Here is a 19,968-nt window from a genome sequence, read left to right as displayed (position 1 = left end):
AACCGTAAGGTTTTCCCCCTTCAAAGTTAAAATCATTAAAAATTCATTGAATTTTTAGTTTTGACTTTGAAATTTTGTCATTAACTAAAATTGGCTAATTATAAAAGGTACTTTTTCACCAGTCCCGGACGGTTCTCGTGTTTCTTTTTAAGAGTGATGAAAAAGCAATAAAATAAAAAAAGGGAGCTGCCTTCACCATACTTAATGGGGGGGCAGCTCCCTTTTTTTGTGCCAATTTTTAGGTGCGGCTCATAAAAGTGTAAAACCCGCTCATAACGTGGCAGATTCGGCTCATAACATAGCAAATCTCGCTCATAAATGTCCCAATCCGGCTCATAAAAGAGAATTACCCTTTAATAAACAGCTAAACACAGCTGTGAGGAGATCTTTTTCATAGAAAAAAACTGAAAATTAACTGATGTTTTTATAAAACAGTTCATTTAAAGAGCAAAATGAATGAGAGGTATGTGAGACGCTGTGAGACGCTGGGGACGGTTCTTGTGCTTTTTTTACTTTTGGGATTAAGTCAATATGAGTGAGGACGAGGTTGGTGGTGGGTTTAAAGGCTTCATGATAGTTTGTTCATTTGAATCTAAGCAGGGTATGAGATTGAAAGTTTAATTGCGGAAACGCGAGAACCGTCCCCTTGTTCAAAAAAGTGATGGTTTGTTCAAAAAAGTGTTAGAAGTAGGCGAAGGCGTTATTATATAAGGATTTATTTGGGTGCAAAATTGTGTCATAGACAGTCTATATTTATGGTTGTTATGATAAAACACGAATTGGCGCTACATAAATGAACATTCCCCCTAGACATAGAAAGAGAGCAACTGATGAGGTTAAAAGTAGCATCAAGTTGCTTTTTTTTGTGACTATATGGAAGCGTTTACAACACGGGTGTGCCATCTAAAAGAAAAACTGAGGAGGTGAATGGGTAAAGAGGTCAATTTCAGCGTCAATCTTTTCTTTGGCAAGGTGAAGACATTATCTTATCCATAGGGAGTGAAATTGAAGCATGAGGATATCAAGGAATTCGAAGAGGCTATTTGCATTATTTACAGCGTTTTTACTGATTTTTTCTAATTTTTCGTACGCTTTAGCGGTGGAGACTACAAATACAGATACGTATTCTGTGTTGGCTGAGACTGATTTTGAAGATGGCGATGCATGGGGATTCTCACCTGGTGGCGGTGCGGAGGCTGTTGTGACAGCTGATGAGGCTGGGAATCAATACTTACGTGCGACTGGTGCGGGGAGTGGAGAACGTAGCATCACCAAGACGCTTGCGGAATCAACAAATAACTCAGAGGTTCTTTTTACCTTTGATTGGAAGCCAGAGACTGTATCCACTGAGTTAAACTCCAGTCAAGTTCAGTTTAACGATATCAACGGAAATCCAATTTTCCGTATCGTTAAAGCAGGCGGAACGGATGGAGAGATCAAGTATGGCGTTGGGACGACTGGAACAGATTTATCGAATGATACTGCTGTGACTGGGATTAGTACAGATGGAAGCTGGTTAACAGTTGAAGTGTTATTTGATTTTAATAATGAAAGTGTTTCACTTTCGATGAAGGATAAAGCAGATGAAACAGCGAGCTTTTCTGCTGCGGATATCGATCTTAGTACGATCAACTATGTGAACCAAATTGCCGAGGTTTCGATTGATGGGAACCGTGCTGGCGGAAATAATTTGAGTTTTGTTACAGGGCTGGACAATGTAACGATTCATGGCTCTGCTGAACCTGCACCAGCTCAAGGTGAGCAAAATATCGTGTCCATTGTATCTGCATTTGAAACAGCATTTACCGTTCCAAAAAATGTGGCGAAGGAAGATGTGATTTCATTTTTCCCAAGTGCTGTTGATGTACAGCTTGAAAATGATGTTGTCGTCGAGGTCGGCGTTGGATGGGATAGTGTTGACTATGATCCAGCGGCGAATGGTACGTATACATTTACAGGTGTTTTAAATACAGAGGATGTACCAAATGTGACAAACGGCAATGACATCAAGTCAGAAGTGACTGTAACGGTTGCGGAAGCAGGTGGAATGCCTGAAATTGGTGGGTACGAGGGTGTCTATTATAGTGATTTCGGTGATGTGGTTGAAGTGGTTCCTGTCAACTGGGGCTTCACAACTGCAGCTGCAACCCTTTCGATTAACAAGGAGGATGTTGCAGGAAACACGACGCCAAAGCTGCAATACAGTATCGCATCAATCCGGTGGCCGTGTGGCAACGAAGACCTTTGATTCTGCTGTAAAAGGGGCAGAAATGCTCGTAGCCTTTGATTGGTATCCAGGAAAGAACAATGATAAAGGGGACCGTGCATACGAAAATGGCGGTGAATTCCGAATCATGGATAGCTCTGGTAATACCGTCTTTACATTAAATAATACAAATAATGCTCCACTTTCGTATTTTGCAGGAGGTCAAGCACCTGTACAGACTGCAATTACGGATCCAGAAGCGTGGTACGACATTGAGGTTGGGTTCGATTTAATTGCGAACGAAGTAACGGTTTCTCTTGAAAATCAGGATTTAGGTATTGATGAAGAGTACACGTCTTCATTAGAAGGAGTTGCGTTTGATGGTTCGATTTCAACGCTTCGTTTAGTTGGGATGCGTACGTCGGGGAATAATCACACGTGGACAACATACTTAGATAACGTCGGCATCTATAGTGTCCCGATTGCTGATAACACGATTACAAAAGTAGATCAACTTTCCTATCATCGTGTCTATGTAAATGAAACAACGGAAGACCTTTCATCGATTGGTTTACCAGAAACGGTTACTGTCACACTAGCTGATAACAGCAAGCAAGAAGTGGCAGTAAGTGAATGGGCTGAAGTTGGAGCAGCTTGGAATCCAAGCGAGCCTGGTGTTTATGAATTTAATGGAACACTAGCGGAGACCGATGGCGTTCAAAATGATTTCGAGCGTTCAGCTCAGTTATATGTCTATAATCGTCTAGCTCCACCTGAGAACGCACGTCAAATGGAATGGTTAGACCGAAGCGTGGTTGCTATTAATTCAGAGGATGGGATTTTTATTAGCTGGCGCTTGTTAATTGATGAATACGACCAAGACGTGACATTTAATGTGTATCGTGGTGGGAAGAAGTTAAATGATGAGCCTTTGACTGTCACAAACTTTGTTGATCCAGACGGGACACCTGGAACAAAGTATACAGTCGAAACCTTAGTGGATGGTAAGAAGAAGAAAAAGAAAAAGGAAAAACATAAAGTGAGAGCATCAAGTACAGACTACCTTTCAATCCCGATGCAAAAGCCTGAAGGTGGAACGACGGCAACAGGGGACTACACGTATAGTGTCAATGACTCTGGTGTTGGTGATTTAGATGGCGATGGCGAGTATGAAGTCATCGTAAAATGGTATCCATCCAATGCGATTGATAGTTCACAGCAAGGCATGACAGGACCAACGATTTTCGATGCTTATAAGCTTGATGGAACGCTTTTATGGCGGATTAACATGGGGCATAACCTTACATCAGGTGCACATTACAACCAATTTATTGTCGCTGACTTTGATGGGAATGGAAAGAGTGAATTCCTTATTAAAACAGCAGATGCCACGACATCTTATGGCGTGACTGATGGCAAATTTGATAGTGAAAAAGTAATGAGTGTAATTGGAAATGCTGAAGATGATGGCAAGTGGGTGAATGAAGCAGGTCATGTGTACGGTGGACCTGAGTACATCTCGGTATTTAACGGGGAAACAGGTAAAGTGATTGATACGATTGATTATGCATTCCCGCTCGGAGATGTAGCATCTTGGGGCGATACATGGCATAACCGTTCAGACCGTTTCTTATCAGGGGTTGCTTATCTTGATGGTGAAAAGCCAAGTGCCCTTTATGGCCGTGGTTACTATGGAAGAACCACATTTGTTGCCATGAGCTTAGTTGAAGGCAAGCTAGTGGAAGAGTGGACATTTGATTCAGATGAAGAAGGCCGCGGTGGCAGATTAGGGTACCATAGTTTATCAACAGGCGATGTCGACAATGATGGCTTTGATGAAGTCATTGCTGGTTCGTTAACATTAGACGAAGACGGAAGCATCCTCTATGCGATGGACGGGGAAATGTATCGTGAAAAAGGCTCACATGGCGATGCCCTTCATGTCGGTGCGTTTGATCCAGACCGTGAAGGATTACATGTGTTTGGTGTTCATGAGGACCCAGCCGTTGCATCTGTCGAACTTCATGACGGGGCGACTGGTGAAACATTACAATCGTATTATGCATATGTCGATGCAGGCCGTGGTGTCGCAGCAAACATTACATCAGCACCTGGCTATGAATTCTGGGGAACGGGTGGCCATACTCCTGAAACAGGCGGAGGCATCTACAACGTTCAAACAGGACTTGTAGACGACAGCTTTAGAGATGCAGGATTGTCGGTGAACTTCAAAACCTATTGGACTGGTGATCTGTTACACGAGTTATTAGATGATACTAGGATCACAAAATATAACGAAAAAACAGGTAAATCGGAGCTCGTTCGCCAATTTGACGGCGTGATGAGTAGCAATGGAACAAAAGCAACACCAACCTTATCTGCGGATATCCTTGGTGACTGGCGTGAAGAAGTGCTACTCCCGACAACGGATAGCTCTGAGCTTCGCATTCATAGCACAACGATTCCGACTGATTACAGAATGTACACACTCATGCATGACACCGTGTACCGCATGGGAGTCGCATGGCAAAACTCAGCTTATAATCAGCCGCCTCATCTAGGATTCTATCTAGGTGAAGACATTAGGGAGCAAGTGCTGGCTGGTGAGTTGGAGACACCAGATGTGACGTATACGAATGATCCGGATGAGAAGAAGGGTAAAGGGAAGAAGAAAGGGAAGAAGTAGACGTAGACGTGGGGACGGTTCTCATGTTTCTTTCTAAAGAAGTAATAAAATAAAAAAGGGAGCTGCCTCGGCCATACTTAATGGAGGCAGCTCCCTTTTTTGTCCAATGTTTTGGTGCGGCTCATAAAAGTGTGAAACCCGCTCATAAGGTGGTAGATTTGGCTCATAACATAGCGAATCTGGATCATAAATCTCCCAATCTGGCTCATAAGAGAAAATCACTCTTCAATAAATAGCTGAACACAGCTATGAGGGGGGCTTCTTCATAGAAAAAAACTGAAAATTGGCTGGAGTTTTTATAAAATCGTTCATTTTAAAGAGCAACATGAATGGAAAAGCCAGCCGAGATTTTGGTGCGGCTCATAAAAGTGTGAAATCCGCTCATAACGTGGCAGATTCGGCTCATAACATAGCGAATCTGGATCATAAGTCTCCCAATCCGGCTCATAAAAGAAAATCACTCTTCAATAAACAGCGGAACACAGCTATGAGGGGGTCTTCTTCATAGAAAAAAACTGAAAATTGGCTGGAACTTTTATAAAATCGTTCATTTTAAAGAGCAACATGAATGGAAAAGCCAGCCGAGATTTTGGTGCGGCTCATAAAAGTGTGAAATTCGCTCATAAGGTGGTAGATTTGGCTCATAACATAGCGAATCTGGATCATAAATCTCCCAATCCGGCTCATAAAAGAAAATCACTCTTCAATAAACAGCTGAACACAGCTATGTGGAGGTCTTCTTCATAGAAAATAACTGAAAATTGGCTGGAACTTTTATAAAATCGTTCATTTTAAAGAGCAACATGAATGGAAAAGCCAGCCGAGATTTTGGTGCGGCTCATAAAAGTGTGAAACCCGCTCATAACGTGGCAGATTCGGCTCATAACATAGCGAATCTGGATCATAAATCTCTCAATCCGGCTCATAAAAGGAGAAACCGGCCGAGTCGGTAAACAGCGGGGGAAGGTCCATAAGATAACAAGAATTATTAACAATGCGATCTGCTTATTTCTGCTAAACTATGATTAATAGAGAGGAGAGTCAATATGGAAGTCATCTATTTTGCAGGTGGTTGTTTATGGGGTGTCCAGGCTTTTATAAAAACGTTGCCTGGAGTTACGTTCACAGAAGCGGGAAGAGCGAATGGGACAAGTGATACACTTGAAGGTGAGTATGATGGCTATGCCGAATGTGTAAAGACCGAATTTGACCCGACGGTTGTAACGATTAAGGAATTAATGGGGTATTTCTTTGAAATCATTGATCCATACAGTTTAAATAAACAAGGACAGGATGTTGGTAAGAAATACAGAACAGGAGTATATAGTGAAAAGCCTGAGCACTTGGAAGAGGCGAAGGCGTTTCTTAGTGAGAGGAATGATTATGATCTTATTGTTGTTGAAGTCTTACCTCTGACAAACTATGTGAGAAGTGCAGAAGAACATCAGGATAGGTTAGCTAGATGTCCAGATGATTATTGTCATATTCCTGAAGAGATATTAAGTAAGTATACATAAGGGAGAATATAAAAGACTGTAATTCACTGGCAACACTCGCCATTTGTCGAAGGGTTGGTATGCTTCTTCCTTTGAGAAAAGGCAGTAATAATCATGGGAACATTCTTGAACTCTTAAGAGAAGTTCTTTCCAGAATATTATACTAGAAGACAAGAAAACCATCCGTCTCCGTAGGAAGTAGGATGGTTCTCAACAAAAATATTAAATTATTTTCAACCTATTCCTGTCCTCTTAACTTAATTCTTCTGACAATCTCACTGATGACTGGTATAATGTCGCTTCACCAAAATGAAAGTTTTCTTTTTGGCAAAATGTGATCAGGTCTTTAAACCCAGCGGAAATGGCCTCGAATAGGTGCTCTTTTTGGATCAGGGAGGAAGTGTGCTCTGTGTCGTTAAACTCACCCTTCACTTGAAACAGAAAGTCCTGTTTTTCTCTTTTGATTGTCACATCAATTGGATAATCCAATAAGGTAATGGCATACTGGTCTTCTGTTGAAGCTGTTAATACATGCGTCAAATCTGACCAGGTTTCAAATAGATCTTGTGTTGGATGGTTTTCTGATAGGATGGTTTCGTTCCCTCGTTTAACTTGGATGTAGCCTGCTAGATATTCATGATTTTCATTTTCTAATGCCTTTTTTACAGCAATTGGTGCCAATGGATCATCAATTGGTAGATAGAGAGAACGGCTATCGGTTAAATAGCCAAGCTCTGGGATGTGATTGACTACGAAGCTTTTTATTTCTAAATCGTTTTTCATGTGAATGGACCCCCTATTTTACAAATAATCGTAGGGACGGTTCTCATGTTTCCTCCGATTAAGCTGATAAAAATAATGAACTAATCAAGAAAATAATATATGATTAATCAAGAAGTACTACCTTTAAAAAAAGTCGCCCTCCTGTAATTCGCTCTACAATCACACTACAATATCATTTCAATCTACAAAGTACTACCAAACCCCACATATGAAAAAATCATACTAACCCCATGACCTTGAGTCACTAGAAACACAAGTCCGTTCTCACACTAGCATTACCACTATTTTACTTTTTTAAATGAAACGTATCAACTTCCCCTTTTCAGTCTATGTCACAGCACAAAAATACTAAAAAGTTGGTGGTGGCGATGCCTCGAGAAGCTAGGCAAATAAGTAAGACCGGAGTATATCATGTAATGTGGAGAGGGTCTGCGGGTCAGGATATTTTTCATGATGACGTGGACCGAATCAAGTATCTAGAAATCCTTCTGAAATACAAAGATAATACTAATATAGAAATCTACGGATGGTGCTTGATGAGCAATCATGTACATATCCTGTTGCGGGAGGGGGATGAGACGCTCTCTGCGACCATGAAGCGAATTGGTATTAGTTACGTAGCTTACTATAATTGGAAATATCAAGTGAGAGGGCATCTTTTCCAGGACCGATTCAAAAGTGAGAACGTCGAGACAATTAGTTATCTAATGACCGTGGTAAGGTATATCCATCAAAATCCTGTGAAAGCAGGCTTGATCGACGAGGTGGCCAATTGGAAATGGAGTAGTTGCGACGAATATTATGGGGGAAGGGTTTATCCTCGGGGACTCTTAAATGATGATTTTATACTTAAATACTTTTCTGACAATCAAGAGATCAGTCGAAATCATTTTCGAGAGTTTAATGAGAGGCCTAATCAGGATGCCTGCCTTGATGAACCGATCTACAAGCGAAGATGTTCCGATGAAGAGGCACGGATCGAGATTCAAAAGATCCTAAGAGAAATCCCTATTCCCCAACTAAAAACCCTCCCCAGAGAGTCCCGCAACGAATTGTTACGAGAGATTAAGCAAATTGACGGGTTATCACTACGACAGGCAGCAAGAATTTTGGGCGTTTCTGCTAGTCTTGTTTCTAAGGTGTGAGGTAGGGGAAACGCGAGAACCGTCCCTATGTTTTTCTATGTTTTTCACCACTCACGGGATAAAATAGGATAAAACCATTTGACACCACGCTTGTTGTAAGAGAACCCTCGCATGTCGAGAAGTAAATGAGAAGCATACCCCAAGCATGCAGCGATCGATATATGATTGAGCTCGTAATAGGACTGGAACATAGAGGCAACCCAAGTGAAATAAATAAGTCCTAATAAGCTATGAGTAATTCCACGGTGTGGAGAGAAAGCAGCAACCCCAAAAAAGATGCCTAACCCAACTAACCAACTGATGGAAAAGTATACTCCGAAACCAACGAAACACAATGATGTTACGATGTTCATTGTTTTCGGTTTAATAAAACGCATAGAAGCAAAAGTAGAAGCAATTAAAACAGTAGCCCCTATCCATAAATCATGTTTTTGATATAATATTAAGTAGGCAGCGAGGCACACTCCTAGTAAGAAAATTAATTTTCGTACAAGAGAATATGAAATAGTCATTCTTCTTGATAGCTTGCCATTTGTATCTAAATCAGGTGCCAGGCTAGCGAATGAACTGACTCCAATAATAAGTGAAGTTTCGATTAAATCATTGTTTCTAATAAAAGCTATTGCAGCACCGGTCGCACCTCCAATTAATAGGTGTTGTGTTCCTTTCATGTAAATCCTCCTTATATGAGTGCTTGTCACTTACAAAAAGAAGTAACCGCCCATCACTCTGACCAAAGAGTGGGTGGTTACTTCTTTTCAGTATGAACCTTGAAATTGGTCAGCCGCTCTTCAGCTTCATGCGGCATGTAGCTACGATTTATTTTAGATTAATTGCTTTCATTATACATGAATATGGATCTATTGACAGACAGCATGTGGGCCCCGCTCATAATAGTGGCACTTCGGCTCATAACTATCAGATCCGGCTCATAACATAACCAATCCCGCTCATAAGTATCGCTAGTTGGCTCATAACCGAAGCTGTTCCTTTGTTAAACAGCTTGATTTGGTCGTGAGGGAGGTCTTCTTCTGGGAAAAGGATTGAGAAATGGCTGGAGGTTAGTTAGATTAGATCAATTTTCAGTGATTAGTGAATGAAAAGCCAGCCGTTGTTTGGGTCCCGCTCATAAAAGTGGAAACTTGGCTCATAACCTATCAGTTCCCGCTCATAACATAGCCAATCCCGCTCATAAGTGTCGCTAGTTGGCTCATAACCGAAGCTATGCCTTTGTTAAACAGCTTGATCTAGTCGTGAGGGAGGTCTTCTTCTGGGAAAAGGACTGAGAAGTGGCTGGAAGTTAGTTAGATTAGATGAATTTTCAGTGATTAGTGAATGAAAAGCCAGCCGGTGTTTGGGTCCCGCTCATAAAAGTGGAAACTTGGCTCATAACCTATCAGATCCCGCTCATAACATAGCCAATCCCGCTCATAAGTGTCGCTAGTTGGCTCATAACCGAAGCTATGCCTTTGTTAAACAGCTTGATCTAATCGTGAGGGAGGTCTTCTTCTGGGAAAAGGACTGAGAAATGGCTGGAGGTTAGTTAGATTAGATAAATTTTCAGTGATTAGTGAATGAAAAGCCAGCCGTTGTTTAGGTCCCGCTCATAATAGTGAATATTCGGCTCATAAAGTATCAGTTTCCGCTCATAACATAGCCAATCCCGCTCATAAGTGTCGCTAGTTGGCTCATAACCGAAGCTGTTCCTTTGTTAAACAGCTTGATCTGGTCGTGAGGGAGGTCTTCTTCTGGGAAAAGGATTGAGAAATGGCTGGAAGTTAGTTAGATTAGATCATTTTTTAACAAAAAAGAAGTAACTGCCCAGCACTCCTACCAAAGAGTTGGGTGGCTACTTCTTCATACAACTCCAAAACTACTCAATCGCTCTTCATGCGACATGTCGGAAACGCGAGAACCGTCCCCCCGTCTCCCGCCCCGTCCCCGCTACACGCCTAAATCCTCAAGTAGGTTCACTAACTCTGTTAATTCATTAATTTTCTGCAGTAGTTGAGAGTTTTCTAATTTCTCGAGTGCCACTTCGCCATTTGTCATGTTGCTTTCGATCAATTCTTTAATTTGTTCACTTTGATCTACTACTTGTTGATGGATGTCTTCTGCTATTACTGGAACCTCTGTTTGACTAAAGTCTTCAATTTCCGTTAACATAACCGCTAATGTTTCTTCTAATTCAGCTTTGACTTCGGGATTACCTATTGCTTCTTGGATCATCTGTGGGGCTTCCTGTCCAAAGTCATTCCAGGTGTTAATATATTCTGTAGCTTCAGTAACATAGTCTAAGGACTGATTAACATCCTCCAATAAGGAACAGCCACTCAGTAGTAAAGAAAAAAATATAGTAAATAGGATTAAGGTTTTACGCATGTTTTTCCTCCTGTTATCATTATTATTTCATTCTATTTTTTACCTTTTTTATTATGATTGGCATTAGTTTTTCAGTTGCCAATTTTTTGCCTTGTTTTAGAATTAAACCTTTTATCAAACGTTTGACGGCCAATATTCTCGCCTCCTTTCGTGCACTGTTGTAGGGTATTTTCTTAAAAGAACAGAAAAGACCCTTGTCAGAAATGTACTGACAAAGGTCTCGTGAACAGAAATAATATCTGCCAACAAAGCCGGGGATTAAATCCCGTAATGACGACTTTGTTGTATGACTACTCCCCTTTGGGATATAATATTGGTTTTATATTCATTATAATATAGTAATAGAAAAGGTCAATGTTTATTAAGAAGGAAGAAATAGATGTTTCGGATGTATTTCTAGCTACGTAGAGTAGTGAGTTTTTGATTATAAAAAAGAAGAGGTGTGAAAATGAGTAGAAAGTTTACATATGTATTAAAAAAGGCTCCGACGTTTTTTCAATTAGTTTTAAATGTGTCTCTGCTTTTCTTAGCAGCTATTCTTTCGTTTTTGTTAGTACAAGAGTTGTTCGCTTTTTCCTACATAATATGGACAGATGGTGTGAATGACTATAAGGAATTTCTCGCTAGGATCCTTATCTTCTTTCTCTATTTTGAGTTTATTGCAATGATCGTCAAATATTTCAAAGAGGATTACCATTTTCCATTAAGATACTTTATGTATATTGGTATTACGGCAATGGTTAGATTAATCATCGTTGACTATGATGAACCCATCGACACGTTGATTTATTCACTTGTGATCTTGGTGCTTATCATTGGCTATTTCATTATGAATATCACCCCACGTGAAAGACCGGAAGTAAATGCTTTATTGAAGAGGGAGAAGGAAGACTAAAGACTAGGGGACGGTTCTCGTGTTTCATAGTCGTGGTATGGTGTGTTAGTTTAAGTCTTTAGGATTGGGGTTTAGGCAGCTGACGGATGGATAAAAGCTTTATGGCGTCGTAAGTAGGGCGTCAGTTTAGAATGAGAGCCTTTGAGAAGTTACTCACAAAGGCTCTCATTTATTTTCTGTGAAATGATCTGCAACACGCTGGAAAATGGTTGATAACTCTTCAGTTATAAACGGAGTTTTCCACATTTACGAGATACCCACAGGCTAAATTACCTTTCATGCAAAAATTGTAGCGATATCCACAGGGTGAATGGAAGAACACGATTTTGGTACATCTCAATGTCTACCTTCAGTTTAACGTGCTAATCTTGAAGTTTTGCTTTTGAACATGTAATACAAGAGAATATTGATTAATGCACCGACTAGACCAGATAGTAAGAGACCATAGATGGTTAAGGCACCATACATTTCTCTTGAATTGTTGACAATTTCACCAAGCTCTAGGGAGAATATTTGCATTTTCACATTCATTTCTATATTCATAAAATCTAGAGCCAGTGGAACAAAAATAACTAAGAGTGCATACAGAAGAACAAAAATGAAAAAACCTGTAGATACTTTTTTAAATACTTTCATGTTTTTTTCGCCCCCTTATTAGATTTTTTAGTATATTTTCACCATCCTGCAATGTTGGATAAAAATTTACGAGATGAGAGCAGTATACAAGTCCGATTAGTAGATTTGTTTGTATGATGGCAAGCCCCACTAATGCACAAATGGTTGGACCTGAAATGGCAATGATTATATTTTGGAGCCTTGAAGTTTCTTTAGTAATAATCGACAATTCAAATAAACCTGACCTAATAATGAAGAATTGCCTACATTTAGTAAACCAAAGATATGGAATGAGATGTCCAAACTCATGTAGGATCATACTTAGTATGAAGTTCAGATAGATCATTAGAAAGAAGTTCCCTAGAGAAGCATTAGTGAAAACGACTATAATCGCAAATACGGCCAAGCATAAGGACAAATGAAAGATAAGGAAATTCCTCATTCCATAAATTATGTTAGCGAATAAAGAAACGTTAAATCTCCTTGGGGTTATCTTTGTAATCATCTTATTTATGAACTCCCACCGTAACTTTTTTTATGACAATGGGGGATAGGAAGAATAGGAGAAAACAAAGCATTACTAAATATCCAATCTCATAAATGCCCAGCGAATTCATTGTATAGGTTAAGGTGAAATATAGAACAAATAATAGAATTAACCCTAATCCCTCTTGCAGTCCTGAATTTTTATCAGAGGGTAAGAAGGTTCCCACAAGAAAGGCAAGTATAGTAAAGAGCAAAATTTCAATAAACAATGCTAAATGAATCACCGACTGATCTATTCCTAAAAAAGAATGGAATATAAAGTACGTACCTGCTAGAAGGATGGACACAACTAAATAGAATGTGAGTTTTAGAATGATATAATCATGATATTTTGTTGGCAGTAAATAGATTAAATTCTCCTTTTTATAATCCCTCGAACTAGCTATTAGAGGAAGTAAAATGACGATTTCAATCACAAACATAGGGATAAACTGCGAAACCATTAGCAATTCGTTATTCTCCGGATTCTGGAGAGAGACCCAATTGAGTAGTAACAGACAAAAAAATAAAAAGTAAATGGTCATAAGTCGGTGATAATCCCGAACAACTCGTTTAAGCTCTAGTACAACCACATTTAATGGAAGAAATGTCGAAAACGGAATAAATTGTAGTGCGGTTGATGCATTATGTAAATGTACCTTTTTGATATAACTAATGATAAAAAAAAGTAATGAAATAATGACTGATAATGTAATGATTAGTAAACAATTACCTAGTGTCGCGATTATGTCTCCTTCTACAAAGATATTATTAGTCACGAATCCATAGAAATTGGTTAGTTTCAAGATCTGATAATAGACATAGCCACATCCGATAATCATCGGAAAAAACAGGAGTTCATGTAAATACTCTTTTCTTGTTTTTTGTGCGAGATATGCTGAGATATTATTAAAGAGATAAACATTTATAAATGAAAATAAAATAGCATTAAAATTCATTAAAAGGAAGATGGTCAGAAAAAGAAAAGTGAGTAGAATATAATCGGATTGAACAAAAAGATAGATATATGATGGTGTGTACACCGCACAAACAAAGCTCATTATTAGGCAGATAAATGGGATTAACTCAATCATTAGCAGTTGGTAATTAGCCACCGGTAATATACGCAATAGGTTTGACCGATTAAAATTATTCTTAAAGATAAGAAACAATAATAAAGCAATCACTAGCGAAAACAAATTTGAGGTCAGCATGCTTTGAGCTAGGATTTGATTCACAACTATATTATTTCCTACCTCATTTATCATCTGGATGTTGGCATTTGTTATCTTAATAGAAGCAATAGTTATTAAGATCAGAAACAAAATAGGGAAAACGATAAATATTGGATTGTTTCTTAGTTGATGGATAAATTTATTTTTCCACATCTTCAAATATAGGGTGTTATGCATAGTTGAATACATTCCTTATACTTTGCAATTTTTGAGAATCTAGGTTTACTTTTATATAGGCCTCTTCAAGATTGTTCACCTGCAGCTCTTTTAGCATATGCTGTTTAAGTCCACTAATTTTGATCTCACCATTTTTTATAATTGTAATGCTATCACTGATATTTTCGGCAAACTCCAAATTATGAGTACTTAATAAGATTGCTGTTCCTAAATCACGAAGGGTCTTAATTAATTCCTTAAAGGTGATAATCATATCTGGGTCCAGACCATTTGTAGGTTCATCAATAATAAGAATTTCTGGATTGTGGATAATTCCAGAGATGATTTGGACTTTCCGCCGCATGCCATGTGAATATGTTTTTAGGAGATTGTTTCTGTATGAATATAGATCGAGTACATCCAATAAGTGATTGGTTATATTAACGTAGTCCTTCTTCGGTATTTTCCTCGTCTTTCCTAGAAAATTCAAATACTCCATTGCTGTAAGATCATCAAATAACTCATCATCATCCGGAATGAAACCGAGCTTACTTTTATAGTATTTATAATCGTGCTTAATATTCTTTCCCTTAAATAGAATTTCTCCATTGATCTTTTCCTCTAGACCAAGCATTGTTCTAATGGCAGTTGTCTTGCCAGCACCGTTGTGGCCAAGTAGTGTACTTATGTGTGCGTTCCTTAGTGTAATCGAAAAATCCTTGATGATTGGTTTTCCATTGTAATCCTTGTTCAAATCTAGTACCTGTAAGATCTCACTCATTCTTATACTCATCCACCTTTAGATCCTGCACAAGCCATGCATAGAACTGACTTGTGCAGGATATTGCTATTTCCAACAACCAATTTTGTAAGAAGTCCCTGATTTTGTCACGTTTTGATTACCTGCGAAGTTAAATCCTTTTGAAGTACAATAAAAAGCATATGCAAAAACTAATAAGATGATTAATACAACAATAAATACGAGAGCACCCTTGTTTTCTTGAAGATTGTAAAACTGATTCATAATTTTGTAGGCTGCTAAGTCCAGTGTGTTAGTCATTGTTTCCCCCCCCTTTCGATTGTCTTAATAGCACGTGTAATAATTTCTGTAATTAAAGTAAAATTATTACAGTTTTATTGTACAAGCTATTTTTACTATCTTAAAGGGGCAAAGTTTAACCCTTTTCAAATGCAGAGGAACTGTTTATAATAGATATTTTTCTAATACTCACGTTACAGTAATTTAATCTTTGTAAGGGAAGTTGAAGATTAAATAGATTATTAGTTTATTTTCCTTCTAATCGTTCTTAGTTGTTTTTTAACCGTTTCCGTCGACTTGTATAACTTCTCGGATATTTGTCGATTGTTTAATCCTTGTTCTTTCAGAATATAAACTTCACGTTCCGCAGGTGATAAAACTCGTACCTTCCTTTCCTTCCTGAGCTCGTCTATGAGAATGTTTGATATATCTGACCGAATACAAATCCTATCATGATACGCTTCTCTAATTATTTTAGGGATGTCTCTATAGGATTCTTTCGTTACATAATTCGCCGCTCCAATGTCAAATGATCTGAGAATATTTTCTGTCTCTACCAAGTCAGAGATAAAAATAATTTTCTTTAACCCTTTGTGCAAGAGCCTGCGAGCAAGTTCTACACCACACACCCTTTTTCCATTTTCAATATGTATAACATCCAATAGAACAATATCAATGTTCTTGAACGAGCCCCGTAGGTCACCTTCCTTTGTGCTTATCTGCTCCGTAATTTCTATGTCAATTTCATTCTCTATCAAGCTAGTTAATACTTCCACCCAACTGGGGTCATTTTCTACGATCATTACTCTAATTTTAGCCATTATCAGATTCCTCCTCCTACTACTAAATAGAATACCTTTGGAGTAATGATATATGTATTGAAAGTAAATTAATGGAATATCCATCAAAGGTAAATTCTAACAAATGTTAGTTTGATATATAACCGTACGAAAGTCACGATGCAGGCGATACGGGGGGACGGTTCTCGTGTTTCTTACATAGGGGGTGGGTTACTTAGTTATTGACAATACATGGCAAGGAGAACAACTATCTAGGCTGACTTGCTAAATTTCAGTTCCATCCTGGGCTATAGAAAAAGAGGAGAATTGAACTATGAGAGATTATCTAGTGAAATAAAATATAAATATAGTTATAGAAGAATATAAAAAACAGCTTAAATCTTCTATTACTTATCGTTTTTAGTATTAAATTAATGGTTTTTACGGAGTTTAGTTACTTCAATTTATTTTCATTTTGCTTATGATTTTAGTAGTTATGTGTTGTTTCTTTGAAGTAATAAAAATTCAACAATGTAAAAGATTTCGATGTTATTGGTATACTAGAGTAAAGAGAATGCTGCTAGATATGAGACTTGATTACGAAATCATGTTTAGTAGCTTTCAACTTATCAAAAGGATACCTTCATAAGAATTGGTGAATTGATTATTAAGAGGTGAGGGAATTGACTCTAGGTGGATTAGTAAATATCGGAATTGTCTTTAACGAACAGCACTCTTTGGTAGATACCATTGGTGACATGAAGGCATTCCTTCAGCATAAGGGATGTAGACTTGTAAGTGTGAAATTTAGTGAAGACATTGATGGTGAAAACTGGGTTGAGATTGATATTCACGATAATAAACTAGATGACTCTTTTTTAGATGGTTATTATATGTCAGTTGAATTATCTGGTAGTATTTTTGATTCCATGACTGATGAAATAGCAACAACTCTTAGGATTGAAAAGGAATCAAATTATCATGGTTATCTTTTTAGTATAAACTGGGGAGATTTATTCCCTGATGAAAATAATGAATTAGAGATTCGTCATACTAGACAAAAAATTGTTGGAACTCTAATTGAACTATATCAGACTATTTCTTATTCCTATGCCTTCGTCGGTCATGAAATTGAAATCGAGTTAGATCCAGAGGAATTCGCACGCACAATTGCCGATAACCATTCCTACCCGGTTGCGATGGTGAGAGCGGAAGGTGGATTAGATCTTTACTATGGTTCTACAGGAATTGATGGGTTTTCTAAAGAGGTGCCGAGGAAAGAGAGCATTAGTCTATAAGGGAGCTTGCCCTCGATTAAGTGTAAGGCACCTAGTGTATTAACATGATAGGGAAGAACAACAGCCGTCCTAAAATAGGACGGCTGTTAGATTATTCAATTTAGAAAACGGTGTACATGATACTGTTCGGAAACGCGAGAACCGTCCCTATGTTTTACCAGAAATAGGCACTCTCAGGGTCGAAATAAACAATCTGTTCACCTGATCCATCATTCACCTTGAATTTATAGCTGAAGACTTGTTCACCATAATGATCAAAATGACCTTCTGCAACAAATGTAACTGTGTTTTCACCGTAATAGTATTCTAGATAGTGAGTAGCTTCGGTCTTTGAAAAATTAAAGTCGATGTTGTCGTAAATAAGCGAGAGATCATCAATTAACCAAGAATCACCCACTCTAACAAACGTGATATCGATATAGCCAGGCCATATCATATCTGTACCAGCCTGGATTGTACGGAAGACGACCTTGTTGTCTGAACTTTCCTTGATAGCATATCTACTATAATAGTCAATAATATCACCGTTACCAAACAGAAACCAGTCTGTTGCATACGATTCTTCGTAGTATGGCTGAATCACTGTGTCTGTAAAGGATTCAGTGAAATGAGAAGTGAAAAGATCTCTTTGTGATTCAAATGAAGCTGAGTAATCAAGAGTTTCATAGAAATACTGTTCTGCTTGAATGAAAGCTTCTCTGAAAAAAGAAGAGTTGGTTTCCTCCTGCAGATCCGTTACAACGTCAGCTGATAACGCAGCAGAGCCACCTAGGAATACTAATTGGTCGGTATTCCCACTAGAAAGGGCTTGGAGCGTTTCAGGTGTAGGGCTATCCCCATTCGTTAGTAGCAAGGATGCATCCATTTTTGCTGCTAGAACGGAGCCTGTCAGAGCATCTGGGAAACCCCAACCATTTGCAATGAAGATCGACTTATCTGATAGATTAAGAGTGTCCAAGATTTTAGTTGCAGTTTCAAAGCGGTTCTTTCCAGAAATTCGACTTTTCGCTACAGGAATTTGATTGTATACTTCCTGGGAAATGGCTCCGGTTCCTCCAACGAGAATGACCTCTTGTTTACTAGCTAGTAAGGACTTCGTTGAGGCTGGTAATTTATTTTTATCTGTTAGCAAAATTGGGTAACCATTTTTCGCTGCATATGAAGCAATTGCGAGAGCATCAGGATAATTATAACCGTAAGCAAGTATGGCTTTTTCTGTTCCGCCTAGCTGTTGAGCGATTTGTTCGGCAGTTTCAAAACGAGTCTTACCGGAAATACGTTCAACCTCTAATCCTAAGTTGCTGAGGCTTGCTTCAACTTCAGCCGATACAGCTCCAGTTCCACCTAAAATGACGACTTTCTTTGTATTTAAACGAAGCAATTCATCTTTTGTTGAAGGACTCAATGATTTAGGCTTCGTGAGTAGAATCGGTCCATTTAATTGATGAGCTAACGGAGTAGCTGCTAACGCATCGGGGAAATCATCACCTCGTGCTAAAAGGACAGTATCGGCCTGAGAAAACCCTTCTTGTGAGATAGCGACAGCCGTCTCGTAACGATCAGCACCTGATAAACGCATCGTGCTCGTCTGACTTGCATCAGCTTTGATCGGAATAAGCGTAAAAATAAAGGCAAGTACAATGATGCTGCTAACTAATGAGTAAAAGCGTTTCATATGAAAAATCCCCCAGTCTAGTGTTTATTACATCGTTATTTTATCATATATATGTGAATATGTGGGGTTAAAGGTTACTATTGGATTGAGAGGGTTCATAAGTGTATAAAATCGGATCATAAACTATCAGAACCGGCTCATAACACAGCCAATCCCGCTCATAAGTCTCCCAATTTGGCTCATAACCGCTGCTAACCCTTCGCAAAAAAGCTGAATGCAGCTGCGAGGAGGTCTACTTCTTAGAAAAATGCTGAGAAGTGGCTGGAATTCAGTTAAATTTGATCGATTTTAATGGAAGGGCCAGCCGTTGTTGTGGTGGCGGCTCATAATAGTAGAGAATCCGCTCATAAACTAACAGATCCGGCTCATAACACAGCCAAACCCGCTCATAAGTCTCCCAAATCGGCTCATAACCGATGCTAACCCTTCGCAAAACAGCTGAATGCAGCTGTGAGGAGGTCTACTTCTTAGAAAAATGCTGAGAAGTGGCTGGATTTTAGTTAAATTAATTCAATTCTAATGACTAGTGAATAAAGGGCCAGCCGTTGTGGTGGTGGCGGCTCATAATAGTAGAGAATCCGCTCATAAACTATCAGAACCGGCTCATAACACAGCCAATCCGCTCATAAGTCTCCCAATTTGGCTCATAAACGCTGCTAACCCTTCGCAAAACAGCTGAATGCAGCTGCGAGGAGGTCTACTTCTTAGAAAAATGCTGAGAATTGGCTGGATTTTAGTTAAATTTGATCGATTTTAATGACTAGTGAATGAAGGGCCAGCCGTTGTTGTGGTGGCGGCTCATAAAAGTGTGAATTTGGCTCATAAACTATCAGAACCGGCTCATAACACAGCCAATCCCGCTCATAAGTCTCCCAATTTGGCTCATAACCGCTGCTAACCCTTCGCAAAAAAGCTGAATGCAGCTACGAGGAGGTCTACTTCTTAGAAAAATGCTGAGAAGTGGCTGGAATTTAATTAAATTTGATCGATTTTAATAACTAGTGAATGAAAAATCCCGCCATTGTTGTGTGGCGGCTCATAATAATAGTGATT

At 38.9% G+C, this 19,968-nt stretch carries 15 protein-coding genes; 6 read left to right on the top strand and 9 right to left on the bottom strand.

Annotation, left to right across the window (positions count from 1 at the left end; translation table 11 throughout):
- The first annotated feature begins 1,012 nt into the window (after positions 1–1,012).
- From J7W16_RS03940 to J7W16_RS03930, 3 genes are all read left to right on the top strand, one after another.
- A complete protein-coding gene (locus J7W16_RS03940) occupies positions 1,013–2,248 on the top strand; it encodes an Ig-like domain-containing protein (protein WP_246879814.1) in 1,236 nt (411 codons plus the stop codon).
- Positions 2,169–4,892, top strand: a complete 2,724-nt coding sequence (locus J7W16_RS03935; protein WP_246879813.1) for a rhamnogalacturonan lyase family protein — start codon at positions 2,169–2,171, stop codon at positions 4,890–4,892. Before J7W16_RS03940 ends, J7W16_RS03935 begins: the two co-directional genes overlap by 80 nt.
- A gap of 1,046 nt (positions 4,893–5,938) precedes the next feature.
- Positions 5,939–6,409 carry a peptide-methionine (S)-S-oxide reductase gene (locus J7W16_RS03930; protein ID WP_210595877.1) on the top strand — a complete coding sequence of 157 codons (471 nt, stop codon included), beginning with the start codon at positions 5,939–5,941 and terminating at the stop codon, positions 6,407–6,409.
- Positions 6,410–6,640: 231 nt separating this feature from the next.
- Here the strand turns inward: J7W16_RS03930 and J7W16_RS03925 are convergent, their stop codons facing one another.
- A complete protein-coding gene (locus J7W16_RS03925) occupies positions 6,641–7,171 on the bottom strand; it encodes a hypothetical protein (protein WP_210595876.1) in 531 nt (176 codons plus the stop codon).
- Between the two features lie 329 nt (positions 7,172–7,500).
- On the opposite strand from J7W16_RS03925, the gene J7W16_RS03920 reads away from it, so the two are divergent.
- A complete protein-coding gene (locus tag J7W16_RS03920; protein ID WP_346726893.1) occupies positions 7,501–8,316 on the top strand; it encodes a transposase in 816 nt (271 codons plus the stop codon).
- 44 nt (positions 8,317–8,360) lie between these two features.
- On the opposite strand, the gene J7W16_RS03915 is transcribed toward J7W16_RS03920, so the two are convergent.
- Both J7W16_RS03915 and J7W16_RS03910 read right to left on the bottom strand, forming a co-directional pair.
- A complete protein-coding gene (locus J7W16_RS03915) occupies positions 8,361–8,987 on the bottom strand; it encodes a metal-dependent hydrolase (RefSeq protein ID WP_210595874.1) in 627 nt (208 codons plus the stop codon).
- Positions 8,988–10,260: 1,273 nt separating this feature from the next.
- Positions 10,261–10,698 (bottom strand): DUF6376 family protein, encoded by a 438-nt coding sequence (locus tag J7W16_RS03910; protein ID WP_210595873.1) that lies wholly within the window; start codon positions 10,696–10,698, stop codon positions 10,261–10,263.
- Between the two features lie 448 nt (positions 10,699–11,146).
- Here J7W16_RS03910 and psiE point away from each other — a divergent pair, with 448 nt between their 5' ends.
- Positions 11,147–11,593, top strand: a complete 447-nt coding sequence (gene psiE, locus J7W16_RS03905) for a phosphate-starvation-inducible protein PsiE (RefSeq protein WP_210595872.1) — start codon at positions 11,147–11,149, stop codon at positions 11,591–11,593.
- 354 nt (positions 11,594–11,947) lie between these two features.
- On the opposite strand, the gene J7W16_RS03900 is transcribed toward psiE, so the two are convergent.
- From J7W16_RS03900 to J7W16_RS03880, 5 genes are all read right to left on the bottom strand, one after another.
- On the bottom strand, positions 11,948–12,229 hold the full coding sequence (locus tag J7W16_RS03900; protein ID WP_210595871.1) for a hypothetical protein: 282 nt from the start codon (positions 12,227–12,229) through the stop codon (positions 11,948–11,950).
- A 485-nt stretch (positions 12,230–12,714) separates the two neighbouring features.
- Positions 12,715–13,971, bottom strand: a complete 1,257-nt coding sequence (locus J7W16_RS03895) for a hypothetical protein (RefSeq protein ID WP_210595870.1) — start codon at positions 13,969–13,971, stop codon at positions 12,715–12,717.
- A 166-nt stretch (positions 13,972–14,137) separates the two neighbouring features.
- Positions 14,138–14,905, bottom strand: a complete 768-nt coding sequence (locus tag J7W16_RS03890; protein WP_210595869.1) for an ABC transporter ATP-binding protein — start codon at positions 14,903–14,905, stop codon at positions 14,138–14,140.
- Between the two features lie 66 nt (positions 14,906–14,971).
- Positions 14,972–15,184: a hypothetical protein gene (locus J7W16_RS03885; protein ID WP_210595868.1), complete on the bottom strand. Its 213-nt coding sequence runs from the start codon at positions 15,182–15,184 to the stop codon at positions 14,972–14,974.
- A gap of 221 nt (positions 15,185–15,405) precedes the next feature.
- Positions 15,406–15,984: a response regulator gene (locus J7W16_RS03880; protein WP_210595867.1), complete on the bottom strand. Its 579-nt coding sequence runs from the start codon at positions 15,982–15,984 to the stop codon at positions 15,406–15,408.
- A 641-nt stretch (positions 15,985–16,625) separates the two neighbouring features.
- On the opposite strand from J7W16_RS03880, the gene J7W16_RS03875 reads away from it, so the two are divergent.
- Positions 16,626–17,240 carry an Imm64 family immunity protein gene (locus J7W16_RS03875; RefSeq protein WP_210595866.1) on the top strand — a complete coding sequence of 205 codons (615 nt, stop codon included), beginning with the start codon at positions 16,626–16,628 and terminating at the stop codon, positions 17,238–17,240.
- Between the two features lie 154 nt (positions 17,241–17,394).
- Here the strand turns inward: J7W16_RS03875 and J7W16_RS03870 are convergent, their stop codons facing one another.
- On the bottom strand, positions 17,395–18,915 hold the full coding sequence (locus J7W16_RS03870) for a cell wall-binding repeat-containing protein (protein ID WP_210595865.1): 1,521 nt from the start codon (positions 18,913–18,915) through the stop codon (positions 17,395–17,397).
- Positions 18,916–19,968: the final 1,053 nt, after the last annotated feature.

This window comes from Halalkalibacter suaedae (genome assembly GCF_017939705.1).
Classification (GTDB): domain Bacteria; phylum Bacillota; class Bacilli; order Bacillales; family Bacillaceae_D; genus Halalkalibacter; species Halalkalibacter suaedae.
This window is presented reverse-complemented; position numbering and strand designations above follow the sequence as displayed.

Bases quoted from the DNA above. Each gene is read 5' to 3' on its own strand.
- J7W16_RS03940 (WP_246879814.1), top strand. From the start codon at position 1,013: ATGAGGATATCAAGGAATTCGAAGAGGCTATTTGCATTATTTACAGCG.
- J7W16_RS03935 (WP_246879813.1), top strand. From the start codon at position 2,169: ATGTTGCAGGAAACACGACGCCAAAGCTGCAATACAGTATCGCATCAA.
- J7W16_RS03930 (WP_210595877.1), top strand. From the start codon at position 5,939: ATGGAAGTCATCTATTTTGCAGGTGGTTGTTTATGGGGTGTCCAGGCT.
- J7W16_RS03925 (WP_210595876.1), bottom strand. From the start codon at position 7,171: ATGAAAAACGATTTAGAAATAAAAAGCTTCGTAGTCAATCACATCCCA.
- J7W16_RS03920 (WP_346726893.1), top strand. From the start codon at position 7,501: ATGTCACAGCACAAAAATACTAAAAAGTTGGTGGTGGCGATGCCTCGA.
- J7W16_RS03915 (WP_210595874.1), bottom strand. From the start codon at position 8,987: ATGAAAGGAACACAACACCTATTAATTGGAGGTGCGACCGGTGCTGCA.
- J7W16_RS03910 (WP_210595873.1), bottom strand. From the start codon at position 10,698: ATGCGTAAAACCTTAATCCTATTTACTATATTTTTTTCTTTACTACTG.
- psiE (WP_210595872.1), top strand. From the start codon at position 11,147: ATGAGTAGAAAGTTTACATATGTATTAAAAAAGGCTCCGACGTTTTTT.
- J7W16_RS03900 (WP_210595871.1), bottom strand. From the start codon at position 12,229: ATGAAAGTATTTAAAAAAGTATCTACAGGTTTTTTCATTTTTGTTCTT.
- J7W16_RS03890 (WP_210595869.1), bottom strand. From the start codon at position 14,905: ATGAGTGAGATCTTACAGGTACTAGATTTGAACAAGGATTACAATGGA.
- J7W16_RS03885 (WP_210595868.1), bottom strand. From the start codon at position 15,184: ATGACTAACACACTGGACTTAGCAGCCTACAAAATTATGAATCAGTTT.
- J7W16_RS03880 (WP_210595867.1), bottom strand. From the start codon at position 15,984: ATGGCTAAAATTAGAGTAATGATCGTAGAAAATGACCCCAGTTGGGTG.
- J7W16_RS03870 (WP_210595865.1), bottom strand. From the start codon at position 18,915: ATGAAACGCTTTTACTCATTAGTTAGCAGCATCATTGTACTTGCCTTT.